This is a genomic window from candidate division WOR-1 bacterium RIFOXYB2_FULL_36_35, assembly GCA_001771505.1.
GTDB lineage: Bacteria > Margulisbacteria > WOR-1 > XYC2-FULL-46-14 > XYC2-FULL-37-10 > XYB2-FULL-36-35.
Map to the genome: position 1 here is coordinate 21742 of MEUA01000028.1, position 24656 is coordinate 46397.

Here is a 24656-nt window from a genome sequence, read left to right on the forward strand (position 1 = left end):
ATTATAAAAGTTCTTTAAGTTTTATACTACCTGTGTATAATGCTTGACCTACAATACAACCCTCAAGAGGAAGCTTTTTTAGTTTTTCTATATCTTCGGTACAGGCAACCCCTCCGGACGCAATAACCGGAACTTTTACAGCATTTGCGAATTTTTCAATTTCATCAAAATTAGGACCCGTAAGCATCCCATCACGAGAAATATCTGTAAATATAAATCTTTTAACTCCCATTGCGACAACTTCTTGTCCTAACGCAGCGGCAGTCTTTTGCGAAACATTTGTCCATCCGTTTGCCATTACTTTTCCATCTTTTGCGTCTACAGCTACAATTATTTGATCTCTAAATTTCTGACAAACTTTTTCTATTAAATTGGGATTAAATATCGCGGAACTTCCAAGTACAACACGAGAAATTCCAAGGGACAAGAGTTTTTCAATGTCGTCCATTCTTCTGTATCCTCCGCCTACTTGAATGGCTATATTTGATGTCTCTACAATTTTTTTTATGATCTCAAAATTTTTGGGAGTTCCTGTTCTTGCTCCATCTAAATCTACGACATGAAGACGTTTAGCTCCTTCTTGTTCCCACGTTAGCATTGCTTTGACAGGATCTTCATAATAGATGGTTTTTTTGTCGAAATGGCCTTGTTTTAGCCTTACGCATTTTCCATCTAATATATCTATAGCTGGTATTATTTCAAACATATTTCACCAAAATTCTTTAAAATTTTTAATCCTACAACACCCGATTTTTCAGGATGGAATTGAATTCCAAACATTTTCCCTTTTGATATAGAAGAAACAAATTCAATCCCATAATCTGTGGTCGTGCTTACAATCGACTCTTCTTTGGGGTTGCAATAATAAGAATGAGCAAAGTATACCATAGATCCGTTTTCAATTCCATTAAAGAGCTTAGATTCATTTTTTATTTTCATCTGATTCCACCCCATATGAGGAATTGATAATTTTAAATCTGTTCTTGTAAAGTTGAATTTTTTTACTTCTCCTTTTATTATGGCAAGCCCTTTGTCTCTTCCTTCTTCCGATTTCTCAAAAAGAAGTTGAAAGCCAATACATATTCCAAGAAAAGGTTTGTTTCTGGCTATTGCTTCTTCTATAGTTAATTCAAGCCCTTTTGCCCTTAATTCTTTCATTGCCGAGTCAAAGGCTCCGACTCCCGGGAGAATTATTCCGCTTGCAGAAAGTATTTCAGCTTTATCTTTTGTTAATGTTGCCTTAACACCTAAATTTTCTAGGGCTTTTTGAACGCTTCTTAGATTTCCCGCGCCATAGTCGATTATAGCTATAAACATAGCGCTCCAGCTCCTAAAACACCGGCTTTTGAACCAAGACGCGCTTTAACTATTTTTATAGTAGATGCAGGGATTGGCAGAGCATGTTTTTTGACATAAGATCGTACAGGCTTAAGCAGTAAATTATCCATGTTTGAGAGTCCTCCACCTACAACTATAAGTTCCGGATCGAAAATATTGACGAGATTTGTAATTCCTAATCCTAAATAATATGCAACTTGATCTATAATTTTTAGAGCTTTTTTCTCTCCTTGTTGGGCTTTTATGTGAACAGCCATGGCATTTTCTCCAAAAATTTTTTTAATAGAAGTTCCTGACGCCATTGATTCTAAATCTCCATAATTTCCACAACCACACTTATATTTGCGATTGCTTGCATCTATTATTATATGTCCTATTTCTCCCGCAGATCCATTTTTACCTCTATAAATTTTCCTTTCAATTATTATTCCACCTCCGATTCCGGTGGAGACTGTTATATAAATAAAATTTTTGGCCTTTTTGCCGGCGCCAAAAAGAGCTTCTCCGTATGCCGCGCAATTTGCATCGTTATCAACATAAACCGGAATACGAAACATGTCGGTTAGTATTTTTTTTAAATTTACCTTTTTCCAGCCGGGAAGATTTGGGGGATTTACGACTATCCCTTTTTCATATAATATAGGGCCTGGTACGCCTATTCCTATTGCTGATATTTTTGCTTTGCTTAATTTTTTTAAAGTTTCTATTGATTTTTTTATTTTATTGAGGACTGCTTTTTTCCCTTTTTTAGCTTCGGTAGGGATGTTTATGTCTGTGATGATGTTTTTTTTGTCTAAATCGATGAGAGCGGAAGCGATTTTTGTCCCTCCTAAGTCAATGCCTATAACACAATTTTTAGGATTTTCCATTTGTAATAAAGTATAACACGAAATAAAAAGCGCTGGGGGGTTAAGATTTTAGCTTTGGCATTGTCACTCTCAAGGCTTAACTGCTAAAAGTTGTTGACATTAGAGTCTCCCTATTGCTATAATTATCACTCAGTGTTATGGAGTGATAATTTGTGAGTAAAATGTCAGATGAATTGAAGTAAAATTTTTTTATGTCGTTTGAAATTTAGTTTTATATAAAAAAGGAGGTGACGTGAAAGTATGGCAGCAAAAAAGCTTATACCGCTTGGGGATAGAGTTGTAGTATTGCCTGAGCCGCAAGAAGAAAAAACTCGTTCAGGGATTGTTCTTCCGGATACAGCAAAAGAAAAACCATCAGAAGGAACAGTTGTTGCTGTTGGCACGGGAAGAATTTTGGATAACGGACAAAAAGTTGCTATTGAAGTAAAAGTTGGAGATAAGGTTATCTATAGCAAATACGGTGGGACAGAAGTTAAACTTGAAGGTGAAGAGTATATAATTTTACAAGAGAGAGATATTTTGGCAGTAAAAGGTTAATAGAATTTTTGGAGGTGAGTATTAAAAATGGCTTCGAAACAATTAAAGTTTGGTGATGAAGCTTGGCGTGCTGCTGAAAAAGGGGTAGAAAAAGTTGCAGATGCGGTAAAAGTAACTTTAGGGCCTCGCGGCAGAAATGTAGTCCTTGAGAAAAAATGGGGATCACCAACAATTACAAATGACGGGGTAACTATTGCAAAAGAGATAGACCTCGAAGACCCATTTGAAAATATGGGAGCTCAACTTTTAAAAGAAGTAGCTTCAAAGACCAATGATATAGCAGGCGATGGAACAACAACTGCTACAGTTTTAGGACATATTATATTTAAAGAAGGATTAAAAAATGTTGTTGCTGGTATTAATCCTATGGCTTTAAAGAGAGGGATTAACAAGGCAGTTGAAGTCGCAGTTGCTGAACTAAAAAAGAATAGCAGGCCTGTTGAGACAAAAGAGGCTATATCTCAGGTTGCGGCAATTTCAGCAAATAATGACCAGGAAATTGGCGATTTAATTGCAAATGCGATGGAGAAGGTTGGCAAAGATGGTGTTATTACTGTTGAAGAGTCCAAAGGGATTGAAACAACTTTGGATGTTGTAGAAGGGATGCAGTTTGACAAAGGGTATGCTTCTCCTTATATGGTAACTGATCGTGATCGCATGGAAGCTGTCCTTGAAGATTGCTTAATATTAATTACCGATAAGAAGATTTCTGCGGTAAAAGATCTTTTGCCTTCTCTTGAAAAATCTGTTCAAATGAGCAAACCGTTGCTTATTATTGCAGATGATATAGAAGGAGAAGCCCTTGCTACTATAGTTGTAAACAAACTTCGTGGAACACTTAATTGTGTTGCCGTAAAAGCTCCGGGATTTGGCGATAGAAGGAAAGCCATGCTTGAAGATATTGCTATTTTAACCGGCGGTGAAGTTGTGACTGAAGACAAGGGATTGTCTTTGGAAAATGTTGATGATAAATGGTTTGGAAAGGCAAAGAAAATTGTTATTGCAAAAGAGGCTACTACAATTATTGAAGGAGCTGGAACCCAAAAAGATGTTAAGGATAGAGTTTCTCAAATTAAAAAAGAGATAGACCTGTCTGATTCATCTTATGATAAGGAAAAGCTTCAAGAGAGATTGGCTAAGCTTTCAGGCGGTGTTGCTGTAATTAAAGCCGGGGCTGCCACTGAGACAGAACTCAAGGAGAAAAAACATCGTATAGAAGATGCCCTTTCTGCCACAAGAGCTGCTGTTGAAGAAGGTATTATTGCCGGCGGCGGATCAAGTTTGATCGGTATAATTCCGGCAATAGAAAAGCTTGAAAAGGAGACTTCAGGAGACGAAAAAGCTGGTGTCTCTATTGTAAAGCGTTCACTTAGTGAGCCTTTAAAACAAATAGCTACCAATGCTGGAGTTGAAGGATCCGTTGTTGTTGAACAGATAAAAAAGGAGAAGGCGGGTATCGGCTTTAACGCTCAGACTTTTGAATATGTTGATATGTTTAAAGCAGGTATCGTTGATCCTTTGAAAGTTACACGTTCAGCGCTTCAAAACGCAGCATCAATTGCGTCACTTCTTCTTACAACTGAAGTGTTAATTGCAGATAAGCCGGAAGAGGACAAGGCTCCTGCAATGCCAGGTGGTGGAATGGGTGGTATGGGCGGCATGGGAGGAATGATGTAGAACTATCTGCATCATCTAGTTTTAGTTTTGATAGAAGGGCCGGTTATTAAATCGGCCCTTTTTTTTGTTGCTTTCTGCTTACAAGCCTCAAAGCTTATGATGAAATAAGAGTTTTTGTTGTCATCCGAAAAATTCTTCTGTACGTGGATGATTATTGATAAATTTTTAATCGGATGATATTATAACACCAGGTTTCAAGAGATCAAGGTGTCGAGGTTTCAAGAGAGCAAAAGGAGCGCTTGAAATGAAGAAAATTCTAGTCATCCATGGGCCGAATTTAGATCTTTTAGGACAGAGGGAAATCGATGTTTATGGCAAATTTACCCTTGAAGAGATAAATTCCGAACTTAATAAATCGGCAAAAGAGCTTGGGGTGGAACTTGAAATAATTCAACTTGCAGGTGAAGGGGAAATTGTTAAAAAAGTAGGGTCAGCCAAAAAAGAGGGCTTTTCAGCAATAATTATAAACCCCGGAGGATATACTCATTACAGTATTGCGATCCGTGACGCAGTTGCCGCAGTTGATATTCCTACAATAGAGGTGCATCTTTCAAATATTTACGCACGCGAGGAGTTTCGCCACACATCTGTTATTGCCGCTGTAGCCCGCGGCCAAGTTTCAGGATTTGGAAAGGAAAGCTACTTATTGGGGCTTAGAGCCGCTGTTGCTTCTATGAGATGATTAGCGACTACGGGTTACCTACTGCAGACTCCTGTCTGCCGGCTGATTTTAAAAAAGCGATAGAGATTGCTGAAAAAGTTTTTAAAGAACTTCCGACATTTGTAAAAATAGGCCTTTCTGAAAAAGAAGTTGCCCAAAAAATTAGGTCTGCATTAAAAAAGCATGGAGCTAAAAAAGAGGCTTTCCGCATAATTGTAGCATCAGGTAAAAATTCCACTAAAATACATGGCTTTGCGGGTAGAAGAAAAATCAAACAAGGTGACATTGTCATGTTTGATTTTGGAGCTTTGTATAATACTTTTAGATCAGATATTACAAGAACCTATATTATAGGAAAACCGACAAAGAAACACAAAAAGATATGGGCACTTCTTTTAAAGGCTCAAAAAGGAGCAATTGAAAAGATTAAAGCGGGAACCTCCTGCAAAGTAGTTGATCTTACCGCAAGAGCTATAATACAAAGAGCAGGCCACGGTGAAAATTTTATCCATTCGACAGGACACGCCGTACGACACAAAATCCACGAATATCCGAGGATTCGTTCAAAAAGCAGAGGAGTTTTGAAAGAGGGCGATGTTATTACAATTGAGCCGGGGATTTATATAAAAGGATGGGGTGGGATGCGGGTTGAGGACATGGTTTTGGTGACAAAAAGGGGGTATAGGGTTTTGACGAGGTTGCCGCAAACCCTCACCCTAAATCCCTCTCCCAGAGGGCGAGGGACTTAATTTCATGAAAACAACAGCCATCATAACAGCCGGCGGATCGGGACAGCGAATGGGTGAGCCCAAGCAGTTTCTTTTCTTGCTTGGACGACCTATGCTTGAATGGACAATTGACGCATTTAAAAAGTGTGATGCTATAAACGAGATAATTCTTGTTGTCGCAAAAGATAATATTGCAAAGGCAAAGGTTTATGGATTTAAAGTTGCAGAAGGGGGAGAGGAGCGGACCGATTCTGTTAGAAATGGATTGGCACTAGTTTCTCCTGATACCGATATTGTCCTAATACATGATGGAGCCAGACCCCTTGTTACGGAGAAGATTATAAAAAGAGCGGTTGATGGGTTAAAGGAGACGGGAGCTGCAATTGTTGGTGTGCCGGTGAAGGATACTGTAAAACAAGTGAACAGTGAACAGTGTACAGTGTACAGAACGCTTGAGAGAAGTTCTTTATGGCAAGCGCAGACACCCCAGGCGTTTCGATATGACATTATCAAAAAGGCATATGAAAATGCGAAATCAAATGCGACTGATGATTCAAAGCTGGTTGAGGATTTAGGGATTAAAGTTAAAATGGTTATGGGGAGTTATGAGAATATAAAAGTTACGACACCGGAAGATCTGATAATCGCAGAAGCTTTTTTGAAAAACAGATTATGAACTCCGATTGGGTCTGTTTGCATAATGGTCATTTCCGTGCCGTATCTGCCTCCTGCGTGATAAAATTTGCCGCTCTTACAATATTTATCTAAAATTTCTATGTTTTTTTGTCGATATATATATATGATAACCTATTCAGCAGGAGTAGTTTCTACTCCTGCAGCAAGAACAACCCTTGCAACTACAGCGCTTACTTTCGCAAAAGGCTATTTTGACAGGCACGAATATCGAAGCGCTTTAAGTTTTTTATTGTCTGTGGATGTAGGGCAATGGGATTATCCTAATTTTAGAACTGTTATAAAATGTTACTATCTCCTTGAAGAATATGAGAATGCCTTGCGTTATTCGGAAATTTCTTTAAAAAGATTTCCTGATATGGCTATTCATTCTGATACTTCTGATATTTTAAGACATTTAGGCAGACATAGCGAGGCAGATAATTTCGAGCAAAGACAGTTAAAACTTCTTTATGAATCTCCCGACCAAAAGTCAAGAGAAGTTGTAAGCGCTAAAGTAAAATCTTGTCTACGTTTTGGTTTTATATTAAAGGATAAAAGGAGTGGGAATCCGACCGGAGATAAGTGTGAAGCAATGAGATATTTTATAGAAGCATATGATATCCAGAGGCATATATACAGGCATGAAAAAGTTATAAGAATCTTTAATGGGCTTGTTTTTGCGATGCAGGAACTGTCTACACTGAGATTTTTTGATGATTTTATATCACGGCAATCAAAAAATAGGGAGACATTTTTGACGGCTTTCAAGTTGGCTGAGAGCATAATGACTGAAGCGTTAAAAGATTTCAATATGAAAAAAAGAGGAATACCGCAAGAATCCCAGAATGAATTTCTCAGAGCGCTTCACGCCTTCAAATTAATTCAGGAGAGAATAAAACAAATAGAAACAATTCCCTCAATAGCAGCATAAAGCCCAAATAGGCTTGACACAAAAGAGTAGACAATATAATATAAAAGCAGGTGTTTTACATATGGATAATTTGAATCCTTCGACTATTGCGCAGAAAGGTGAAAAAATTTATCAGGAAAAATATAAGCAACTTCTTGAAAAAAGTGATTTTGGACAATATGTTGCCATTGATATTGAAACAGAAACTTATTATTTAGGAAAAACTGCCGAGGAAGCTTTGGAAAAAGCAAAAGAAAGCAATCCGCAAAAAATCTTTCATCTTATAAAAATCGGTTCAGAGGGGATATTTAAAGTTGCATGGACTTTAGATAATAAATTGGAAGATGCCTGGCATTTTTGATCAACGAAATCATCCTGGAATCTGCGCTTGTTTTGGCAAGTACTGCAACTTATACTTTAGCAGATGGCAGACCGTCTACTACTTTATTATGCAGGGGGACTGTAGAGATAGAAAATATCAAATTATTTGGCTTGATCTCAATTTTTCCTGGGGATGATCTTTTAATAGGGGTTGAACTTTTAAAAAGATTGAACAAAAAATTTATTTTAGATTTTCCCAATAATAAAATTGAGTTCATCTAAATAAAAAACTCCAAAAGAGCCCAAACAACGGCTTGGGCTCTTTTAAGGTGTTAAAAAATACAATCTAATTCGGTCCGTCATCAAAAAGGAGTTCGTGTTCTATATGTGGATTACATTTTGATTTTGCATTAGAATATGCGATGTATGCGATGTCAATTGCAGTTGCTGCTTTTTCTACTAATGCTGATGTGCCACCGGTAGCCTTAATTACCTTGGCTTTTCCTATAACAATATTCACAAGCGCGCTATTCTTAGGATCATCTAATGCCTTTTTACTTAATGTCCATCCTTTAGGGGTTTTAATAAATAGTTTTTTTGCATCTTTTGGTAAACCATTTTGACTTAAAAAAGCATTAATCTCTGAAGATGTCATATAACCAGAAGGCGGAATTGTATTAAATATTGTTTTCACTATTATTTCGTTAATCTTTTTTTGATCAGAATTATTCAAGATTAAGTTTGTGTTGTTGTTAATACCCTCCATCGTTCCATATCACCTCCTGAAACTCTTCAATTTCTATATTATTATAGTTTTTTTTTTTTTGAAATTTCATCTTATTTTTGATTTGCGGCTGTGGTAGAATAAAAGAGACTATGAAAAAAAAGCTTAATAAAAAAGATATATTTAAATTAATAAGAACAATAGTAGATAAATCTATCAATAGAGTTAAACCTCAAAAAGTTATTTTGTTTGGTTCTTACGCTTACGGGAATCCTAATAATGATAGTGATGTTGATTTGTTATTTATAAAAAACACAAAACAATCTAATTTAGAAAAACATCGTTTTGTAAGCAGTAGAATTGACCATGTTTTGCCCCTTGATATTTTAGTAAAGACTGATTTTGAAGTAGATAAAAGGCTTAAAATGGGAGACCCTTTTTATAAAGAGATAATTAAAAAAGGCAGAGTATTATATGAATCTACCTAATAAACAGCTTATTAATGAATGGCTAGAAAAGGCTTCCGGAGATTATGAAGTTGCAGTAGGTCTTTATAAAAGCAAAAGAAAGAAAAAAATATACTATATTATTGCTTTTCACTGCCAACAGGCTATAGAGAAATATTTAAAAGCCTTACTCATTTGCTTTGGGATCAATTTCCCAAAAACACATGATCTTCTCAATTTGCTTGATTTTGTAATAAAAAAAGATCAATTTCTTAAAGCCATAGAGCAACAATTATTGATTTTAAACCCTTTTGCGGTAGGATTCAGGTATCCCGGAGAAGATATAGATAAAGAAGAATTAAAAGAAGCTATCAAAGCTTTGAAGATATTAAAACCAATTTTATTGAAAAGGATAAAGGAATTTTTATAGATGTTCTATCCATCAAAAGAACAATTCATAGAATTATCAAAACAGGGTAATTTAATCCCCGTCTGCAAAGAACTTGTTGCAGATATGGAAACCCCTGTTTCCGCATTTAAAAAAATTACAGCATCTGCAAAAGGTGATGATTACTCTTTTCTGCTCGAATCGGTCGAAGGGGGAGAAAATGTCGCAAGGTATTCATTCCTTGGAACTACTCCTCAAAAAATCTTCTCATTTGATGGCAAAAAAGACCCATTCTCCGAACTTGAAAAAATCATCACCCGGTACAAACCTGTAGTTGTTCCCAATATGCCCCGTTTCCACGGTGGTTTGGTTGGCTATATAAGCTACGATGCTGTCCGATTTGTAGAAAATATCCCCGCTAAAAATAAAGACGACCTAAAACTTCCTATCGCGCAATTTATGTTGACAGATACTATCTTGGCTTTTGACCATGTAAAGCACAAAATCCTTATAATATCTAATGCTTTTGTCGAAAATAATCCTGAAAAAGCATACCGGGACGCGTGCGAAAAAATATCGGCACTTGAAAAGAAATTAAAGAAAAGTTTAAAAGGTGATGATTTTGAAATCCCATCAATGCCAAAGAAAGAACTGAAAATCAGATCAAATTTTACACAAAAAGAGTATGAATCGGTCGTCGAAAAAGCAAAAGAGTATATCAGGTCGGGAGATATTATCCAGGTGGTTCCTTCGCAGAGGTTTGAAACAAAATTTGACGGTGATCCTTTTAATGTTTACAGGATTTTGCGGACAATAAATCCGTCACCATACATGTATTACCTCAAATTTAAAGACTTGAAAATAGTTGGCGCGTCTCCCGAAGTGATGGTGCGATTTGAAAACGGCAAGGCAACTTTAAGGCCAATCGCCGGAACTCGCCCTCGAGGCAAAACAGAGAAAGAAGATAAATCATTTGAAAAAGAACTTTTAGCGTCTGAAAAAGAGCGAGCCGAACATGTTATGCTTGTTGATCTTGCAAGAAATGACCTAGGTAGAGTTTGTAAAGCAAATACGATAAAAATAGATGAGATTATGTCTGTCGAGAGATACTCCCATGTTATGCATATTGTAAGTAATGTAACAGGAGCGCTTTCCGATGACAAAAACGCATTTGACCTTATCCGTGCATCTTTTCCTGCGGGAACAGTTTCAGGCGCTCCAAAAGTCCGTGCAATGGAGATAATCGATGAGCTTGAAAATATAAAACGGGGACCTTACGCTGGCGCAATTGGCTACTTTTCATTCTCCGGCGAGATGGATACATGTATAACTATAAGAACATTGATTTTGAAAAATAAAAAGGCTTACATACAAGCAGGGGCGGGAATTGTTTCCGATTCTGTGCCAAGCGAAGAGTATCAAGAGACCTGCAACAAAGCCTCGGCAATGCTTCGTGCTGTAGAGCTTTGCGGGTAAGGCCTTATGATTAACCTCCGCATGCTCAAGCTTTCCGACAAGACCATATGGATTTGTATGTCTTTTCTAATAGCTGTCGGATTTCTTGCCATCTTTTCTGTAACGTACAAGACAGCCCTTAACGAAAATCATAGCGCTCTTTTTTATCTTTCAAAACAGTTCGGTTCTTTTATTGTTGGTCTTATTGGTATGGCTTTTTTTGCCTATCTGGATTATAACCACTTAAAAAAGATCGCGATTCCGTTATATATTGGAATGCTGGCTCTCCTTGTCTTTGTTCTTTTTCAGGGGACATCCGCTTATGGCGCGCAAAGATGGATTAATCTTGGGATTTTGTCTTTTCAGCCGTCAGAAATAACCAAGCTTGTTGTGATTATTGTTCTTGCAACTTATTTTACAAAAAGACAAGGCAAGTCCAATCCTTTGCTGACTTTATTTATAATGGGGCTCCCGTTCCTTTTAATATTTAAGCAGCCTGATTTAGGCACAGCATTGGTTGTTGCCGCAATCAGTTTTGGAATGCTCATATGGGACAAATCATCGCCGATTATCCTTGCAATGATTGTAACCCCATTTTTGTCACTTATGTGTCGGCCAAATATATTATTATGGTGTTTTTATATATTTATGGTTTGGTTCTTCTTGTATTTTAGTCGAGTTAAATTGTGGGATATGTTAATTATCCTCGGTTTAAATATTGGGGTGGGGGTTGCTTTCCCAATTATATGGGGATTGTTAAAAGAATATCAAAGAATGAGAATTATAGCCTTTTTAAATCCCGGAATTGATCCTTATGGTATGGGTTATCATACAATGCAAAGTGTCATAGCTGTCGGCTCGGGTGGATTTCTTGGAAAAGGTTTTCTTCAAGGGACTCAAACTCAGCTTCATTTTATTCCTGAACAGCATTCAGATTTTATATATTCCGCAATAACGGAAGAATTTGGTTTTGTAGGAGCTATGATGGTACTATTTGTTTTATTTGTTTTAATAAGAAAAGCTTTTATTATCGCAGGTGAGGCAAGGGATTATTTGGGGGGGATACTTGTTTGCGGGGCGGCTATGATGATCTTTTTTCACGTTTTTATTTCAATTGGCATGGTTTTAGGGATAATGCCGGTTGTTGGAATCCCACTTCCATTTGTAAGTTTTGGAGGGACGGCGCTTATTGTGAACATGATACTTGTGGGGATTATCCAGAGCGTTGCAATGAGGCGAAGGGATCTTATTTTTTAAACGTTGTCAAAAAATTAGTCGGGTACGATTTGGCTTAAAAGCTCTCTTGCTTTTTTATTTTCCGGATCAATTGCAATAACTTTATTTAAATCAGTTATAACTTCAGGCAGATAGGAATTATCCATTTCTCTTAAAATAACTAAATTTACTATCACGACGGCCCTGTTAAAATAAGCTTCAGCTTTTGTGTCTTTTGTACAATAAGGATCCAATTTAATAGATTGATTAAAATCATCCAAAGCCCCATGATAATCTTGTTGATTCATTCTGGCCGCTCCTCTATATAAATAAACCAGTGAATTCTTTTGATCTAGTAAGATTGCTTTATTAAATAATGTTATTGCCGCTTCATTGTTGTGAGACATAAAACAAGAAAGCCCAAAACCAATGTAATTTCCTGCGCTGTTTGGATCCAAACTTATTGCTTGTTTAAAGTGTTTTTCAGTATTTTCAGAATTTCCTGCATAACCATATGCTGTCCCTAACCAATAGTCTATTTTGTAATAATCGGGATTTTTATTTTTAATCTCTATGAAAAAAGGTATAGCTTCTTTGTATTTTCCACTAAAAAAGTTTGCAACACCAAAATTCCCTATTATATCCAAATCATTTCCTAAAAGTTTTTTAGCCTTGTTAAGATCAGGGAAGGCTTTTTGAGGGGTGCTTTTTATATAAAGATAAGCACATGCTCTATTAAAGTAAGCCAAACCTAATATTCCATTTTCATCCAAGCGTTTTTCTTTTTCGTTTTTAAACATAGGGTTGTGGGAAAACTCATTTTTTGTTGTAGTAGAGATTTTTCCTGTATCTATAGTGTAAGTTGTTTTTCCATCCGTATAACGGCAAAAAACATGTTTTGGCAGTTTATATATATCTATTTTGTAACCCAAAGATTTGGATAGTGCGAGTAAAAGCAAGGCATACGTATCACAAACAATATTTTTTTTTGCCAAAGACTGAAGAAGAAGCGATTTGCTTACTGCATCTTCGCCTGAAACATTAATCCCTTTTTCTTTCAACAGGTCATTTATAAGCTTAAATATATCTATTCCTTTAATCTTTTTTTCTTTAATCTTTTTTTTTTGCTTCAGTTAATATATCTAAAAGGATGTTATAGCCTTTTTGTGTGTCGGGAAAAGAGACGACCTCAGACTCCAACATAAATATTTTATTAATAATAGATGGAAATAGGCCATTGTCAGGCAAAGCTAATCCTTCTATCTCTTTTTCTATGTAAGGCCTGTTGTTTTGAATAAAATCCCAATATTCCTTGTCTGTTCTTTTTCCATTGCCGTCTGAATCTAATTTTTCGCTATTTTCAATTTTCCCGTTTTTATTAAAATCAAATTGGGCAGATTTTTGAATCTGAGGATACCCCCCCCATAAAAAATCTTGAGACCAGTTTGTTGTTGCCGCCATGTGATTTAATGCCTCTTTTAACCCCGATTATTCATGGTAAAACCAGAAACTAACCTGATCATGATAATTGGGGGAACTATGTAAATAATACCTAAAAACAGATTGTACAAATAGTATTGATAAGGAGGTTTTGTTGACTTTTTTCTACTTGTTTTTTTGTTTGATTTTTTGATATAATAATTACTTGCAACACAATGAAGCAAGATATAAAATTTAAAGCATTAATAGATCGTATAGAGGGAGATAAAGCTGTTGTTTTACTGGGAGAAGAAGATGAGGCAACAGTCTATTTTCCTATTCAATTTTTACCTCAAAGCATTAAAGAAGGGGATATTCTTAATTTTAAAATAGCTGTCAAATCGAGAAAGACAAAAGAGGCTAAAGATAAAATTAGGGAGATGATAGAAAAATTAAAAGCAAAAAATTAGAAGTTTCTATGCGTTGGATGATGTTTTTTCTACTCTTATTTTATTCAACCGGATTATCAGAAAATACCAATATAAAAAATGAAGTTCCTAGGCATTTTACGGTAAAAGTCTTAACGACTTCTTATTGGGCACATAAGGGAAGCGATTATGGCTGTTATCGGAGAGTTGCAAAAAATCAAAAACGCATAGGCAATTTTGTCGCGCTTAATTTTCTTCCCGGTGGAAGCATAGTCATGATTCCAGCTCTTTTTAAGACTACAACTTTTGAAGTTGCGGACACCTTTGGAGGTTCAGGCTTTGGATATTTCAAAGGTGAAAAATATTGGAAAGTTGACATCTTGAAAAACAAAAATGAGTGGCACGAAAATATTGATTATCCTATTGATTTATATGTTGTAAAATTCAACGAAAAAGGGCCTGTAAAAAATAAAACAGTAAAAAACAACGCACTTTCTATTTTACAAAAAATCAAAGCAAATAATAAGTGAGGGTAGTTATCTTTTTCTCTTGATATATTCGATAAGCCCGCCGGCATCAATCAGTTTTTGCATGAATTCAGGAAAGGCTTGGGCTTTGTAAATCTTGCCTGTTGTTTTGTTGGTAATATTTCCTTTGGCTAACTCAACCTCAATTTCGTCTCCTTCGTTTATTCCGTCAACAGCTTCAGGAGATTCAAGGATAGGAAGACCTATGTTTATAGCATTGCGATAAAATATCCTAGCAAACGATTTTGCGATAACGGCTGAAACGCCTGATTCTTTTATGGCAATTGGAGCATGTTCACGAGAAGACCCACACCCAAAGTTTTCGCCGCCGACGATAAAATCACCTTTTTGCATTTTATTTATCCATGTAGGATCAGCATCTTCCATGCAATGTTTCGCAAGCTCCGCGGGATCGGAGGTGTTTAAATATCTTGCAGGGATAATTAAATCAGTATCAATATTATCTTTAAATTTCCAAGCTTTGCCTTGCATGCCTTAACTATACCAAAAATCGGATGAAATTTCAAAAAAAATGATAAGAGTGTATGTGGAGTGAGGATACTTGGAGGTAAATAAATGGCTATTTCCCCATCACGGGGTTTTCTTGAATGAAAAAAAAGTTTTCCGATAGTATGAGCTCCGATTATGAACCCCGATTAGGAAATCGGGGTTCATAGACGAACAGAATTCTAGCAGAGTGTTGGAACTTTCCCCAGGTATGAATAATCGGGGTGAAATTTTCTTATTACAAAACAGATAATAATTTATGGCGAAAATAATAAAAAAACCTGCATATACTTGGCCTTCTACATTAAGAATGTGGGCAAGAGGAAGCGGCTCTAAAGCTTTTGGAGTATATTTAAAAGCCTTACGGGATATTACATATTTAACAAATGATGAGCTTGTTGACAAGTTGGCTTTAAAAAAAGAGGCTTTTGAGCGCGGAGATGCTGCAACAGTAGAAAAATTAAGAAATGATATTGTCTCATCATTTTTGCCGTATGTCAGAAATATCGCATTTAGCTTTGAATATTCAGGGGTTCCTATTGGTGATATTATTCAGGAAGGGAACCTCGGTTTAATGAGGGCTGTGGAAAAATACGATCCTGAGAGAGGTATAACCCTTATAACCTATTCTAGATCTTACATTTGGGGAGCGATGATGCGCTTTGTGTATACGGAAAACCTAGCAAAAGATGGGGTTGACAAGCCTTTGTATTTATTGGAATTAGGAAGGGAATTAAGCCGTTTATCGAAAGATTTTTTAATGACAAATGGGAGAGCTCCTGATCATGAAGAACTTGCTGAAATTGTGGATTTGCCATTGAAGACAGTTGATAGAGCTTTGACTTGTAATTCTGGAGCTTTTAATCATAGCTTTTATTCTGTAAGAAGAGATGAGAGTGAAGAAGAGCTTGATCTTCAGGGAGATGAATCTTTTTCTGAATTAGATGGAATTCTTTGTTTCGGAAAGATAAGCCAGCCGTCGATAATTGATGAGTTTTTACAGGGGGAAGAACTCTCTCCTGAAGAAAGAGTTTTTATGCACGAAAGAGAAGCTCTCTTTGATTCTATATTTAGGAGACTACTTACGCCTCGTGAAGAAAAAATAATTCAACTTTTCTATTTTGAAGATAAATCATATTCAGAAATAAGCGCTATTTGTTTGTCTTCCGAAGATAAGGTTAGAGGGAGAAAACAGGCAGCTATACGAAAACTTCGAGTTCATAATTTGTACTTCCGAGAATTTAAAAGTAAATAAATTAACGATAGTAATTAACCCCGATTATCCCAATCGGGGTTAATTTGAAAAATATGGACGAGAAAAATGATTTTAAAAAAACAGGGGAAACCACTTTTATAAGAAGAAGAGAATCACAGAATCATTCATAAAACAACCTGAAATTTAGCTTTTTTCATTCGATATTAAAACAGCATAAATGATTAACAGTAAAATAATATCTTTTAATATTGATACCGCTGTCAATAAACCTTACAGCATAAAGCAATTACTAGATAGAATTCAACAAGAAGAAGCAACTGACATTGATATTATCATGATGTTGCACGAGTTTGGAATGCCTATTGTCACCACTCGATTAAAAGCCATTATGAGAACAGAACCTTTTATTGAGTTTCTTAGAAATCTGGCAATAGAGGAAGAGATGAAAACAATAAATGACCTAACAGCCAAGGCGATATTAGTTTATGAAAACTCAATAGCTGCGGGTAAGATTACTTCAGCATTAACAAATTTTTTACATGAAAATCCATCTGCTGAATCAATTATTATTAATATATGTTTAGATAGATCTGAATGGTGGGATACGAAAAGAGATCCAGATTTTAACACGTTTGGTTTTATAACTGAAGCCAGTTTTTTGTATGGCCTTTTAACTGACAACGATCAAAAATGGCGTTTTATAATATTCATGATAGCTATCCAGTATCTTTACTCTCACCATGACACTAGAATTTGGGAACAAAACCTGAAAATCGATTTTTTCAATATAACAAGAAAAGCATTTCCTCATAGGGATGAAATATATCGTAAGCTTAGGTTCAGACATTATCCCCGTGACTATGCTAAATATACATCAACCGCCGAAATCATGGAAAAACTTATCTCCCTGATAAATAAATCGGAGCCTACTACTTCAGCTTCTTTGTAGACTTCTACAGCCAAGTTATTAGATGTTTAACATCATTTAACCCCGATTATTCATACATCGAGTAATGTTTGACAATTTGTTAGTTATTGATTCTGGCGTGAACCCCGATTATCCCAATCGGGGTGAATAATCGGGGTTAATTTTAGATTACTGAAGGAGTTTTTAACACAAATCCGCAGGGCTTACAATATATCCTGCTACAGCAGAGGCTGCCGCCACTGCAACATTTGAAAGATAAACTTCCGACTTTGGATGACCCATTCTTCCTACAAAGTTTCGATTTGTAGTAGCAATTGATCTTTCATCTTCCGCCAATATTCCCATATGCCCGCCAAGGCACGGTCCGCAGGTTGGAGTTGAGACTGCCGCTTCCGCTTTCATAAATATGTCGATTAAGCCTTCTTTCATGGCTTGACTGTAAATTGCTTGTGTCGCAGGAATAATTATTAGCCTTACATTCTTATTTCTCTTTTTCCCTTTTAGTATTTTTGCTGCAATTCGTAAATCTTCAATACGACCGTTTGTGCATGAACCGATTACAGACTGGTCGATTTTTATGTTCTTACATTTACTCACAGGCTTTGTGTTGCTTGGCAAATGAGGGAAGGCGACTTGTGGCTCGATTGTTGAGACATCCCAGTTGTATGTGTGTTTATAGACTGCATCGGGATCGGACTGGAGATTAGACCACAGATCACTGACCACAGACCATGAACCTAATTTCATTTTTGTCTTTAGATACTCATAAGTCTTTTGGTCAGGAGCAAAAATTCCATTCTTTCCACCTGCCTCAATCGCCATATTGGCCATTGTCAAACGGCCTTCAATAGAAAGCTTTTCAATCGCGGGACCTGTAAACTCCATAGACATATACCGTGCGCCGTCTACACCTATTTGCCCTATTGTGTAAAGGATCAAATCTTTTGCTTCGACCCATTTTTTAAGCTTGCCTTTAAAGATGAATTTTAACTGCTCTGGAACTTTAAACCAAACTTCGCCAGTTGCCATTGCAGCCGCCATGTCTGTTGATCCAACTCCTGTTGAGAATGCTCCAAGAGCTCCGTATGTACAGGTGTGAGAATCAGCGCCTATAATTAAATCTCCCGGAATTATTGCTCCCATTTCTGGAAGCAGAGCATGTTCAACACCCATGCAGCCAATCTCAAAAAAATTGACTATCCCATATTTTTTGGCAAATTCACGCATCATCTTAACCTGTTCCGCAGATTTTATATCTTTGGCAGGGGTAAAATGATCGGGCACAAGATAGATTTTCTTTTTGTTGAAAACTTTTGCAACTCCAATTTTTGCGAATTCTTTTATGGCGGGTGGGGATGTAATATCATTCCCAAGTACAAGATCAACTTTGCAGTTGATAAGTTGTCCGGGTTCGACTTCTTTCAACCCCGCATGTTTAGCTAATATTTTTTGTGACATTGTTTGTTGCATGTCTTAACTATACCAAAAATCGCCTGAAATTTCAAAGAAATCTAAACGAGAGTGTAAACGAGAACCAAATATATTTTATTTAAAAAAAGGAGGGAAAGGATTGGGAGAGAGTCTATTGCTTAAAGGAGGAAAATATTATGGGAGTTAGAGCCGCGAGAGTAATAAGTAGCCTTGGTGGGAGTCGGGAGATGTTAGCATCCATGGTTTTTCATCGTGCAAAAAGTTTAGTTGGGAGCAGAATTTCTCAAATGGAAAAATTGAAAGAACCCTATAACCCCAGTGAGCTAAGAGGAAATGTTTTAAATGGATTGGGGATAGAAAATGTCGAAGATGTTTCAAAAGGAATCGAAGGAAATAGAGTCCCTGATGAAGTATACCTTAGGGTGAGAGATGAAGAGCAAGGAAATACAGAAGATGTTGATATTATAAGGCAAATAGCTATGAGATTTTTGGGTTCTACCAAAGTTCCAATGATGCTTGGAGATTCTCTTACTACTAGAGAAGGAAATTGGTTTGATAAGCGAACCAAGCTTTCGTGGGAGCAGGGAACAGAAAAATTACTTTATTATCCTGACTTTTCTAGAAGGTTGTTAGGTAAAATATATGGTGAATGGATAGCATTATTAGGAATAATTCCCCCTTCCAATGATGTTGAATCTCTCATGATAAACAAAAATATTGATTGGCTTACCATGCTATATTTTAGTGAGAGATTAGAAAGAAGACAAGATAGGCCTAGTGGTGCAAAATATCCTAACCCTGGGAGTATGCAAGTATCTTTAAGCTTTTTGATATGCAAGCCAGGAGAGTCGCCAGAACTAAATAGTAGGCAAATATTAGCATCTGGTAAAGTGGCGTTTTAAACAAAAATTATGCAAATAAGTTGTGAGGTATGAGTTGTGCATTATATGGCTCAACCTCACAACTGCGGCTTAACCAACTATTCTAGGATTTAGCCTCCAAAAAGTCATAGTCTGATGAAGAAGAAAAGTTTCCTCTTGCTCTTGACCCAAAAAGATAGGCGCTTACTATTTGAGGATATTTCCTGAAAACTTTAGCTAATATTTTTTGTGACATTGTTTGTTGCATGCCTTAACCCCGATTATTCACCTCAGAATCAATAACTAACAAATTGTCAAACATTACTCGAGGTATGAATAATCGGGGTTAACTATATCAAAAATCATCTGAAATTTCAAAAATCTCTTGTTAGGGCTTCAAAGAATTGGTATAATAAAGATGTCGTGGAGGAAGAGTTATAGATGAAGATGTCGAGGCTCTTTGCGCCAACCTTGCGAGAAGAACCAGGTGAAGCTGAGGTAATATCCCATAAATTAATGCTTCGGGCGGGTATGATGAGGAAGCTGGCTGCAGGAGTTTATTCACTTTTACCCCTTGGACAACGTGTTATTCAAAAAGTCTCCAATATTATTCGTAAAGAATTAAATTATGCTGGAGCTCAAGAAGTTTTTCTGCCAGTCCTCCTTCCTTCTGAATTATGGAAAGAGACAGGCCGATGGGACCTTTACGGCAAGGAACTCTTTCGCATAAAAGATCGCCATGATAGAGAATTTTGTTTAGGCCCTACGCACGAAGAGATAATTACGGATATTGCGCGCAATAATATACGTTCATATAAACAGCTGCCAATTAATTTATATCAGATACAAACGAAATTCCGCGATGAAATACGCCCGCGATTTGGAGTTATGCGTTCTCGCGAATTTATGATGAAAGATGCGTACTCTTTCCATGCGGACCAAGAATGTTTGAATAAAGAGTATAAAAACATGTATGAGACTTATTGCCGTATTTTTGACCGTATCGGTTTTAAATATAAAGTGGTTGACGCGGATTCCGGTATTATGGGCGGAGGGTTTTCTCAAGAATACATGGTTTTGGCAGATACCGGCGAAGAAGAAATTTTCTACTGTGAAGAATGTTCTTATGCTGTTTCTTCAGAAGCCAAAAAATCTGATGACTGTCCAAAATGTAAGGGTAAAAGCTTAAATAAGACACGAGGGATTGAAGTGGGCCATATTTTTCAGCTTGGGACAAAATATTCCGAAGGGATGAAGGCTACTTATCTTGATGAAAACAATAATGAGCAACCTTTTATTATGGGGTGTTATGGCATAGGGGTTGGAAGGACTGCGGCAGCCGCAATAGAACAGAGCCATGACAAGGATGGAATAATTTGGCCGATGGCGATCGCGCCTTATAAAATTATTATAGTTCCGGTAAATGCTGAAGACCCTGAGCAATTTGTTGCTGCAGAAAAAATTTATAATGAATTGACCGATCAAGTAGGAGATGATATCGCGTTTGATGATCGCGCGGGTCGTCTTGGGATGAAATTAAAAGATGCCGATTTAATCGGTTTTCCTGTCAAAATAATAATAGGAAAGGGATTAAAAGAAGGTAAGTTTGAACTCAAAATAAGGGCGACAGGTGAAGTTAAATTAGTTGACAAGGATAATATATTTCCGGTTTTGAAAGAATTGATTTAGCATAGTAAGAAATATTTTTCTGGAGGGCTTAATGACTTGTTTTAATTGTTCCTCAAAATGTGATAAACCTGAAGAAGCCTGCGGTGTGTTCGGCATATATTCTTATGATGGTGATCATTTGGCAAAAACAACATATTATGGCCTTTTTTCGCTTCAACATAGAGGACAGGAGTCTGCCGGAATTGCTGTATCTAATGGGAAAGAGATTAATTATCAGGTTGGGATGGGGCTTGTTAATGTTGTGTTCAAAGAATGGAGTTTAAAAGATCTAACAGGCAACATATCTATCGGGCATGTCAGATATTCAACAACCGGAGGAAGCAGCCTCTCTAATGCGCAGCCTTTTGTTTTGGATACAAAATTTGGGCCTGTTGCTGTTGCTCATAACGGTAATTTAATTAATACCGATGAACTTAAACAGGGTTTGCAGGATAAAGGATTTAAGTTTTCCGGAACTTCCGATACTGAAGTAATTGCAGGACTTATTGCTACTTCGGAGAAAGATAAATTTGAAGAAGCCCTTTTTTCTGTTCTTGATCAGATTCAAGGGGCTTTTTCTCTTCTTATTATGACAACTGACAAACTTTTTGCGATAAAAGATCCTCATGGTGTCAGGCCTTTGTGTGTTGGCGAGTTGGATGAAGCTTATGTTGTGGCATCTGAGACATGCGCATTGGATATTGTCGGCGCGAAATTTCTAAGAGAGATATCAAATGGAGAGATTGTTATTATAGATAAAGAAGGGATGCAGTCAAAAACTTATTCCAGAAAAAAGAAGTCTGCTTTATGTGTTTTTGAATTTATTTATTTTGCCAGACCTGATTCTGTAATTAATGGGCGCAGCGTTTATGAAGCCCGAGTCAGCATGGGGAAATATTTAGCGAAAGAACATAATTCTCCTTATATGGATTTTATAAGCGGGGTTCCAGATTCGGGAATACCCGCGGCGATCGGTTTTGCGTCTGAAAGCAGAATCCCTTTTGGTGACTCGTTGATTAAAAACAGGTACGTAGGGAGGACTTTTATACAGCCCAGCCAGGAGATCCGTGATATGGGAGTAAAAATCAAATTAAATCCTTTAAGAGAGACAGTTAGAAACAGCAAGTTGGTTGTTTTAGATGATTCAATAGTAAGGGGGACAACCTCCAGGCAGATTGTGAAGATTTTAAAAGACGCGGGAGCAAGAGAAGTTCATTTTAGAGTATCTTCACCTCCTATAACACATTCTTGTTTTTATGGTATTGATACTCCTTCCAGGGCTGAATTAATAGCTGCTAACTTGTCTGTTGAAGGCATTAGGAAATACCTTGATGTAGAATCTTTGGGTTATTTAAGCTTAGAAAGTTTGGTTAGGTCAATCAATTTGCCGAGAAATTCTTTGTGTTTGGCTTGTTTAAGCGGCAGTTATCCTATAGAAATTCCGGAAAAACTGGAAACACTGAAATTATTTTTTAAATGATAAGATAATAAAAAGGGGGGTGAATAGCATGGGTGAATCATGCAACTCTTATCCAAAATGTCAGAAGTGTGGAACGGGGGAACTTATTCCATTATCTGACTTTTCTAACAACTCAGTTGCAATTCGTTATAAAGCGTGGGCTTGTACGAATAAAGATTGCAGATTCTTTATTGTTTTGCGTGGTGGAGATGTTTATTATGGTACAGCAACAACAGAATCAGCAAGATAATTTTAAGCTTATTTATAAGAATAATAAGAGCGGGCGGTGTATGTAAACGCCCGTTTTTTATTTTATGGAAAAGGCAATAAGCGCTTATTGTTTAGGGTAAAGTAAAGTGGTATAATTATAATCAAATAGCATAATAATTTAGCGTGAAATTTAAAATATATGGGATCGAATAGCAAATAACTAAAAAAAGAGGGTGATTACTGTGAAAGGCTTAACTTATAAATCATCGGGAGTGGATATAGAGGCGGGGTATGAGGTGGTGAAAAGGGTTAAGAAACTGGCACGCTCTACTTTTAATCCCGCAGTTGCCTCTGGAATCGGTTTTTTTGGCGGTTGCTATTCGATCGATGAAAAAAACATGTTGGTTTCTGCGACCGATGGGGTTGGAACCAAACTTAAAATCGCCTTTAAAATGAATAAGCATGATACTGTAGGAATTGATCTTGTTGCAATGAATGTGAATGATGTTATTTGTTGTGGCGCTAAACCGCTATTTTTTCTTGATTATATTGGAGTTCACAAGTTAGACCCTGATATTGCTGAACAAATTTTAAAGGGGATTGTTAAGGGATGTAAGGAGGCTGGTTGTGCATTGATTGGCGGGGAGACCGCTGAGCTTCCCGGTTTGTACAATGATGGGGAGTATGATTTGGCCGGTTTTGTTGTCGGTATGGTTCAAAAGAAAGATGTGATTAATGGTTCTAAAATTAAGCCTGGAGATAAGATTTTAGGACTTGCTTCTTCCGGCATTCACAGTAATGGGTATTCTTTGGTGCGAAGGGTATTTTTCTGTTGCGCTGATCTTGATATTAATGAAGAGATGAAAGGGCTTGATAAGACTTTAGGTGAAGAGCTGTTGACTCCTACTAGAATTTACACTAAAACCATTTTAAACTTAATAAAACAGGTGAAAGTTAAGGGAGTTGCTCATATAACAGGGGGCGGACTTCCTGAAAATGTTGCCCGCCTTTTACCGAAAGGGACAAAAGCTCATATAGAACGTTTCTCATGGAAACATCCATCTATCTTCGGTTTAGTTCAAATGTACGGACGAGTTGGAAATGACGAGATGTATAAAACATTTAATATGGGAATTGGAATGGTTATTGTTGTTGAGAAGAAAGATGTGGATAAGACTTTAAAAGCTCTAAAAAAATCAGGGGAGGAAGCTTTTTTGATAGGTGAAATTCAGAAGGGGAGCGGGGAAGTAGAGATTAAGTAGAGTTACCAAAAAATGCCGGACTCCATTTCGGGTATGGGGTCAGAGCAAGAGCGAAGTTCATCATTATCAAGTACTTGATGAACTTGGGGATTAATTCTCCATCTGCCATCAGGAAGAATTTCTAAATTTTCATATCCTAGAAAGTCTATTGTAGTTGCATCTTTAACTTTGTTTGGAGCAACGAGGGGTGAAGATGCTCTGACAATATTAATCCAATCCTCAAACCCAATATGTTTAAATCTTTCTCCTGATACGTCTGGAATTTTTTCTGTATATTTTTTTTGCAAATCATGAGAAAGGAAGGGAAAAACTCGATTCCAGAAAAAACTTTCAATAAATTTAAAATGCAGCCATTCAGGATTTTTGTTTATCCAGGCACAATCATTTTCACTAAAAAAGCCATGGCGTAAACCTAAGCCCCTTAGCGCGATTTTAGCGGGTTTTAAATATTCAATTGCTTCAATAAACCTTGCAGCATATTCATTGAGAATCTCTTCACTTGGTCTATCTGGCCCGTTAAATTCTTTATGGAATAAATGCACAGAAAGTCTACGTATTTCTATTCCCATAGAACTTAACTTTTTATAAGTAGCTAAAGCGTTCTTAAGGGTATGCGGTGAACCGTGTGTTTGAAGCGCTGCTGCTCCAAAAGTATATGCTGAAAGAACATCGTGGCTTGCTTTATATACATCGCCAAAATCTGCCTTCCAAAAAGGATCTCCGTAGTGTAATATCTCTATTCTAACGGTATTAAAACGGATTTTAATATTATACCGTTTTGCCATCTCAAATATTAA

30 protein-coding genes are annotated in these 24656 nt (G+C 36.8%); 21 read left to right on the plus strand and 9 right to left on the minus strand.

Going from position 1 to position 24656, the window contains the following annotated elements:
* Position 1: 1 nt before the first annotated feature.
* Genes A2290_07350 through A2290_07360 form a run of 3 tightly spaced genes read right to left on the minus strand, consistent with a single transcriptional unit; the run spans position 2 to position 2207 of the window.
* Positions 2-706 (minus strand): 1-(5-phosphoribosyl)-5-[(5-phosphoribosylamino)methylideneamino]imidazole-4-carboxamide isomerase, encoded by a 705-nt coding sequence (locus A2290_07350; protein ID OGC14897.1) that lies wholly within the window; start codon positions 704-706, stop codon positions 2-4.
* On the minus strand, positions 694-1317 hold the full coding sequence (locus A2290_07355; GenBank protein ID OGC14898.1) for an imidazole glycerol phosphate synthase, glutamine amidotransferase subunit: 624 nt from the start codon (positions 1315-1317) through the stop codon (positions 694-696). Before A2290_07355 ends, A2290_07350 begins: the two co-directional genes overlap by 13 nt.
* The gene (locus tag A2290_07360) at positions 1308-2207 is read right to left on the minus strand and encodes a hypothetical protein (GenBank protein OGC14899.1); all 900 of its coding nucleotides are present in this window, start codon (positions 2205-2207) and stop codon (positions 1308-1310) included. Before A2290_07360 ends, A2290_07355 begins: the two co-directional genes overlap by 10 nt.
* Before the next feature lie 240 nt (positions 2208-2447).
* Between A2290_07360 and A2290_07365 the strand changes: the two genes are divergently transcribed.
* The 8 genes from A2290_07365 to A2290_07400 all read left to right on the plus strand — a co-directional run bounded on the left by A2290_07365 (position 2448) and on the right by A2290_07400 (position 7998).
* Complete coding sequence (locus A2290_07365; protein OGC14900.1) at positions 2448-2744, plus strand: co-chaperone GroES; 297 nt, start codon at positions 2448-2450, stop codon at positions 2742-2744.
* A 27-nt stretch (positions 2745-2771) separates the two neighbouring features.
* On the plus strand, positions 2772-4421 hold the full coding sequence (locus A2290_07370; GenBank protein ID OGC14901.1) for a chaperonin GroL: 1650 nt from the start codon (positions 2772-2774) through the stop codon (positions 4419-4421).
* A 244-nt stretch (positions 4422-4665) separates the two neighbouring features.
* Complete coding sequence (locus tag A2290_07375) at positions 4666-5103, plus strand: type II 3-dehydroquinate dehydratase (GenBank protein ID OGC14902.1); 438 nt, start codon at positions 4666-4668, stop codon at positions 5101-5103.
* Positions 5100-5831 carry a hypothetical protein gene (locus A2290_07380; protein ID OGC14903.1) on the plus strand — a complete coding sequence of 244 codons (732 nt, stop codon included), beginning with the start codon at positions 5100-5102 and terminating at the stop codon, positions 5829-5831. Before A2290_07375 ends, A2290_07380 begins: the two co-directional genes overlap by 4 nt.
* A 4-nt stretch (positions 5832-5835) precedes the next feature.
* Complete coding sequence (locus A2290_07385; protein OGC14904.1) at positions 5836-6486, plus strand: 2-C-methyl-D-erythritol 4-phosphate cytidylyltransferase; 651 nt, start codon at positions 5836-5838, stop codon at positions 6484-6486.
* Positions 6487-6609: 123 nt separating this feature from the next.
* Complete coding sequence (locus A2290_07390; protein OGC14905.1) at positions 6610-7416, plus strand: hypothetical protein; 807 nt, start codon at positions 6610-6612, stop codon at positions 7414-7416.
* Positions 7417-7477: 61 nt separating this feature from the next.
* A complete protein-coding gene (locus A2290_07395; GenBank protein OGC14906.1) occupies positions 7478-7756 on the plus strand; it encodes a hypothetical protein in 279 nt (92 codons plus the stop codon).
* On the plus strand, positions 7753-7998 hold the full coding sequence (locus A2290_07400; GenBank protein OGC14907.1) for a hypothetical protein: 246 nt from the start codon (positions 7753-7755) through the stop codon (positions 7996-7998). The genes A2290_07395 and A2290_07400 overlap by 4 nt, the downstream gene beginning before the upstream one ends.
* Before the next feature lie 64 nt (positions 7999-8062).
* On the opposite strand, the gene A2290_07405 is transcribed toward A2290_07400, so the two are convergent.
* Positions 8063-8482 carry a hypothetical protein gene (locus A2290_07405; GenBank protein OGC14908.1) on the minus strand — a complete coding sequence of 140 codons (420 nt, stop codon included), beginning with the start codon at positions 8480-8482 and terminating at the stop codon, positions 8063-8065.
* Between the two features lie 110 nt (positions 8483-8592).
* On the opposite strand from A2290_07405, the gene A2290_07410 reads away from it, so the two are divergent.
* From A2290_07410 to A2290_07425, 4 genes are all read left to right on the plus strand, one after another.
* Positions 8593-8928 carry a hypothetical protein gene (locus A2290_07410; protein OGC14909.1) on the plus strand — a complete coding sequence of 112 codons (336 nt, stop codon included), beginning with the start codon at positions 8593-8595 and terminating at the stop codon, positions 8926-8928.
* An 88-nt stretch (positions 8929-9016) separates the two neighbouring features.
* Positions 9017-9316: a hypothetical protein gene (locus A2290_07415; GenBank protein ID OGC14926.1), complete on the plus strand. Its 300-nt coding sequence runs from the start codon at positions 9017-9019 to the stop codon at positions 9314-9316.
* Positions 9317-10750 (plus strand): anthranilate synthase component I, encoded by a 1434-nt coding sequence (locus A2290_07420; GenBank protein OGC14910.1) that lies wholly within the window; start codon positions 9317-9319, stop codon positions 10748-10750.
* A gap of 57 nt (positions 10751-10807) precedes the next feature.
* Positions 10808-11986, plus strand: a complete 1179-nt coding sequence (locus A2290_07425) for a rod shape-determining protein RodA (GenBank protein ID OGC14911.1) — start codon at positions 10808-10810, stop codon at positions 11984-11986.
* Positions 11987-12000: 14 nt separating this feature from the next.
* Here the strand turns inward: A2290_07425 and A2290_07430 are convergent, their stop codons facing one another.
* Both A2290_07430 and A2290_07435 read right to left on the minus strand, forming a co-directional pair.
* Complete coding sequence (locus tag A2290_07430) at positions 12001-13005, minus strand: hypothetical protein (protein OGC14912.1); 1005 nt, start codon at positions 13003-13005, stop codon at positions 12001-12003.
* Positions 13006-13054: 49 nt separating this feature from the next.
* Positions 13055-13405: a hypothetical protein gene (locus A2290_07435; protein OGC14913.1), complete on the minus strand. Its 351-nt coding sequence runs from the start codon at positions 13403-13405 to the stop codon at positions 13055-13057.
* A 194-nt stretch (positions 13406-13599) separates the two neighbouring features.
* On the opposite strand from A2290_07435, the gene A2290_07440 reads away from it, so the two are divergent.
* The gene (locus tag A2290_07440) at positions 13600-13833 is read left to right on the plus strand and encodes a hypothetical protein (GenBank protein OGC14914.1); all 234 of its coding nucleotides are present in this window, start codon (positions 13600-13602) and stop codon (positions 13831-13833) included.
* A 20-nt stretch (positions 13834-13853) separates the two neighbouring features.
* Positions 13854-14321: a hypothetical protein gene (locus tag A2290_07445; protein ID OGC14915.1), complete on the plus strand. Its 468-nt coding sequence runs from the start codon at positions 13854-13856 to the stop codon at positions 14319-14321.
* 6 nt (positions 14322-14327) lie between these two features.
* Here A2290_07445 and A2290_07450 read toward each other — a convergent pair whose 3' ends face one another.
* Positions 14328-14810, minus strand: coding sequence for a 3-isopropylmalate dehydratase small subunit (locus tag A2290_07450; GenBank protein ID OGC14916.1), 483 nt, complete (start codon positions 14808-14810; stop codon positions 14328-14330).
* Between the two features lie 274 nt (positions 14811-15084).
* Here A2290_07450 and A2290_07455 point away from each other — a divergent pair, with 274 nt between their 5' ends.
* Complete coding sequence (locus A2290_07455) at positions 15085-16080, plus strand: hypothetical protein (protein OGC14917.1); 996 nt, start codon at positions 15085-15087, stop codon at positions 16078-16080.
* Positions 16081-16258: 178 nt separating this feature from the next.
* Positions 16259-16990 carry a hypothetical protein gene (locus tag A2290_07460; GenBank protein ID OGC14918.1) on the plus strand — a complete coding sequence of 244 codons (732 nt, stop codon included), beginning with the start codon at positions 16259-16261 and terminating at the stop codon, positions 16988-16990.
* Positions 16991-17152: 162 nt separating this feature from the next.
* Here A2290_07460 and A2290_07465 read toward each other — a convergent pair whose 3' ends face one another.
* A complete protein-coding gene (locus A2290_07465) occupies positions 17153-18439 on the minus strand; it encodes a 3-isopropylmalate dehydratase large subunit (protein OGC14919.1) in 1287 nt (428 codons plus the stop codon).
* Positions 18440-18576: 137 nt separating this feature from the next.
* Here A2290_07465 and A2290_07470 point away from each other — a divergent pair, with 137 nt between their 5' ends.
* The 5 genes from A2290_07470 (at position 18577) to A2290_07490 (ending at position 23859) form a co-directional block, all read left to right on the plus strand.
* Positions 18577-19302, plus strand: coding sequence for a hypothetical protein (locus A2290_07470; protein ID OGC14920.1), 726 nt, complete (start codon positions 18577-18579; stop codon positions 19300-19302).
* A gap of 399 nt (positions 19303-19701) precedes the next feature.
* Complete coding sequence (locus A2290_07475) at positions 19702-20949, plus strand: proline--tRNA ligase (protein OGC14921.1); 1248 nt, start codon at positions 19702-19704, stop codon at positions 20947-20949.
* A gap of 31 nt (positions 20950-20980) precedes the next feature.
* Positions 20981-22408, plus strand: coding sequence for an amidophosphoribosyltransferase (locus tag A2290_07480; GenBank protein ID OGC14922.1), 1428 nt, complete (start codon positions 20981-20983; stop codon positions 22406-22408).
* Positions 22409-22436: 28 nt separating this feature from the next.
* Positions 22437-22637 (plus strand): hypothetical protein, encoded by a 201-nt coding sequence (locus tag A2290_07485; protein ID OGC14923.1) that lies wholly within the window; start codon positions 22437-22439, stop codon positions 22635-22637.
* Between the two features lie 202 nt (positions 22638-22839).
* On the plus strand, positions 22840-23859 hold the full coding sequence (locus A2290_07490; GenBank protein OGC14924.1) for a phosphoribosylformylglycinamidine cyclo-ligase: 1020 nt from the start codon (positions 22840-22842) through the stop codon (positions 23857-23859).
* A gap of 2 nt (positions 23860-23861) precedes the next feature.
* Here the strand turns inward: A2290_07490 and A2290_07495 are convergent, their stop codons facing one another.
* The gene (locus tag A2290_07495) at positions 23862-24644 is read right to left on the minus strand and encodes a hypothetical protein (GenBank protein OGC14925.1); all 783 of its coding nucleotides are present in this window, start codon (positions 24642-24644) and stop codon (positions 23862-23864) included.
* Positions 24645-24656: the final 12 nt, after the last annotated feature.

Bases quoted from the DNA above. Each gene is read 5' to 3' on its own strand.
- A2290_07350 (OGC14897.1), bottom strand. From the start codon at position 706: ATGTTTGAAATAATACCAGCTATAGATATATTAGATGGAAAATGCGTA.
- A2290_07355 (OGC14898.1), bottom strand. From the start codon at position 1,317: ATGTTTATAGCTATAATCGACTATGGCGCGGGAAATCTAAGAAGCGTT.
- A2290_07360 (OGC14899.1), bottom strand. From the start codon at position 2,207: ATGGAAAATCCTAAAAATTGTGTTATAGGCATTGACTTAGGAGGGACA.
- A2290_07365 (OGC14900.1), top strand. From the start codon at position 2,448: ATGGCAGCAAAAAAGCTTATACCGCTTGGGGATAGAGTTGTAGTATTG.
- A2290_07370 (OGC14901.1), top strand. From the start codon at position 2,772: ATGGCTTCGAAACAATTAAAGTTTGGTGATGAAGCTTGGCGTGCTGCT.
- A2290_07375 (OGC14902.1), top strand. From the start codon at position 4,666: ATGAAGAAAATTCTAGTCATCCATGGGCCGAATTTAGATCTTTTAGGA.
- A2290_07380 (OGC14903.1), top strand. From the start codon at position 5,100: ATGATTAGCGACTACGGGTTACCTACTGCAGACTCCTGTCTGCCGGCT.
- A2290_07385 (OGC14904.1), top strand. From the start codon at position 5,836: ATGAAAACAACAGCCATCATAACAGCCGGCGGATCGGGACAGCGAATG.
- A2290_07390 (OGC14905.1), top strand. From the start codon at position 6,610: ATGATAACCTATTCAGCAGGAGTAGTTTCTACTCCTGCAGCAAGAACA.
- A2290_07395 (OGC14906.1), top strand. From the start codon at position 7,478: ATGGATAATTTGAATCCTTCGACTATTGCGCAGAAAGGTGAAAAAATT.
- A2290_07405 (OGC14908.1), bottom strand. From the start codon at position 8,482: ATGGAGGGTATTAACAACAACACAAACTTAATCTTGAATAATTCTGAT.
- A2290_07410 (OGC14909.1), top strand. From the start codon at position 8,593: ATGAAAAAAAAGCTTAATAAAAAAGATATATTTAAATTAATAAGAACA.
- A2290_07420 (OGC14910.1), top strand. From the start codon at position 9,317: ATGTTCTATCCATCAAAAGAACAATTCATAGAATTATCAAAACAGGGT.
- A2290_07425 (OGC14911.1), top strand. From the start codon at position 10,808: ATGTCTTTTCTAATAGCTGTCGGATTTCTTGCCATCTTTTCTGTAACG.
- A2290_07435 (OGC14913.1), bottom strand. From the start codon at position 13,405: ATGGCGGCAACAACAAACTGGTCTCAAGATTTTTTATGGGGGGGGTAT.
- A2290_07440 (OGC14914.1), top strand. From the start codon at position 13,600: ATGAAGCAAGATATAAAATTTAAAGCATTAATAGATCGTATAGAGGGA.
- A2290_07445 (OGC14915.1), top strand. From the start codon at position 13,854: ATGTTTTTTCTACTCTTATTTTATTCAACCGGATTATCAGAAAATACC.
- A2290_07450 (OGC14916.1), bottom strand. From the start codon at position 14,810: ATGCAAGGCAAAGCTTGGAAATTTAAAGATAATATTGATACTGATTTA.
- A2290_07455 (OGC14917.1), top strand. From the start codon at position 15,085: ATGGCGAAAATAATAAAAAAACCTGCATATACTTGGCCTTCTACATTA.
- A2290_07460 (OGC14918.1), top strand. From the start codon at position 16,259: ATGATTAACAGTAAAATAATATCTTTTAATATTGATACCGCTGTCAAT.
- A2290_07465 (OGC14919.1), bottom strand. From the start codon at position 18,439: ATGCAACAAACAATGTCACAAAAAATATTAGCTAAACATGCGGGGTTG.
- A2290_07470 (OGC14920.1), top strand. From the start codon at position 18,577: ATGGGAGTTAGAGCCGCGAGAGTAATAAGTAGCCTTGGTGGGAGTCGG.
- A2290_07475 (OGC14921.1), top strand. From the start codon at position 19,702: ATGAAGATGTCGAGGCTCTTTGCGCCAACCTTGCGAGAAGAACCAGGT.
- A2290_07480 (OGC14922.1), top strand. From the start codon at position 20,981: ATGACTTGTTTTAATTGTTCCTCAAAATGTGATAAACCTGAAGAAGCC.
- A2290_07485 (OGC14923.1), top strand. From the start codon at position 22,437: ATGGGTGAATCATGCAACTCTTATCCAAAATGTCAGAAGTGTGGAACG.
- A2290_07495 (OGC14925.1), bottom strand. From the start codon at position 24,644: ATGGCAAAACGGTATAATATTAAAATCCGTTTTAATACCGTTAGAATA.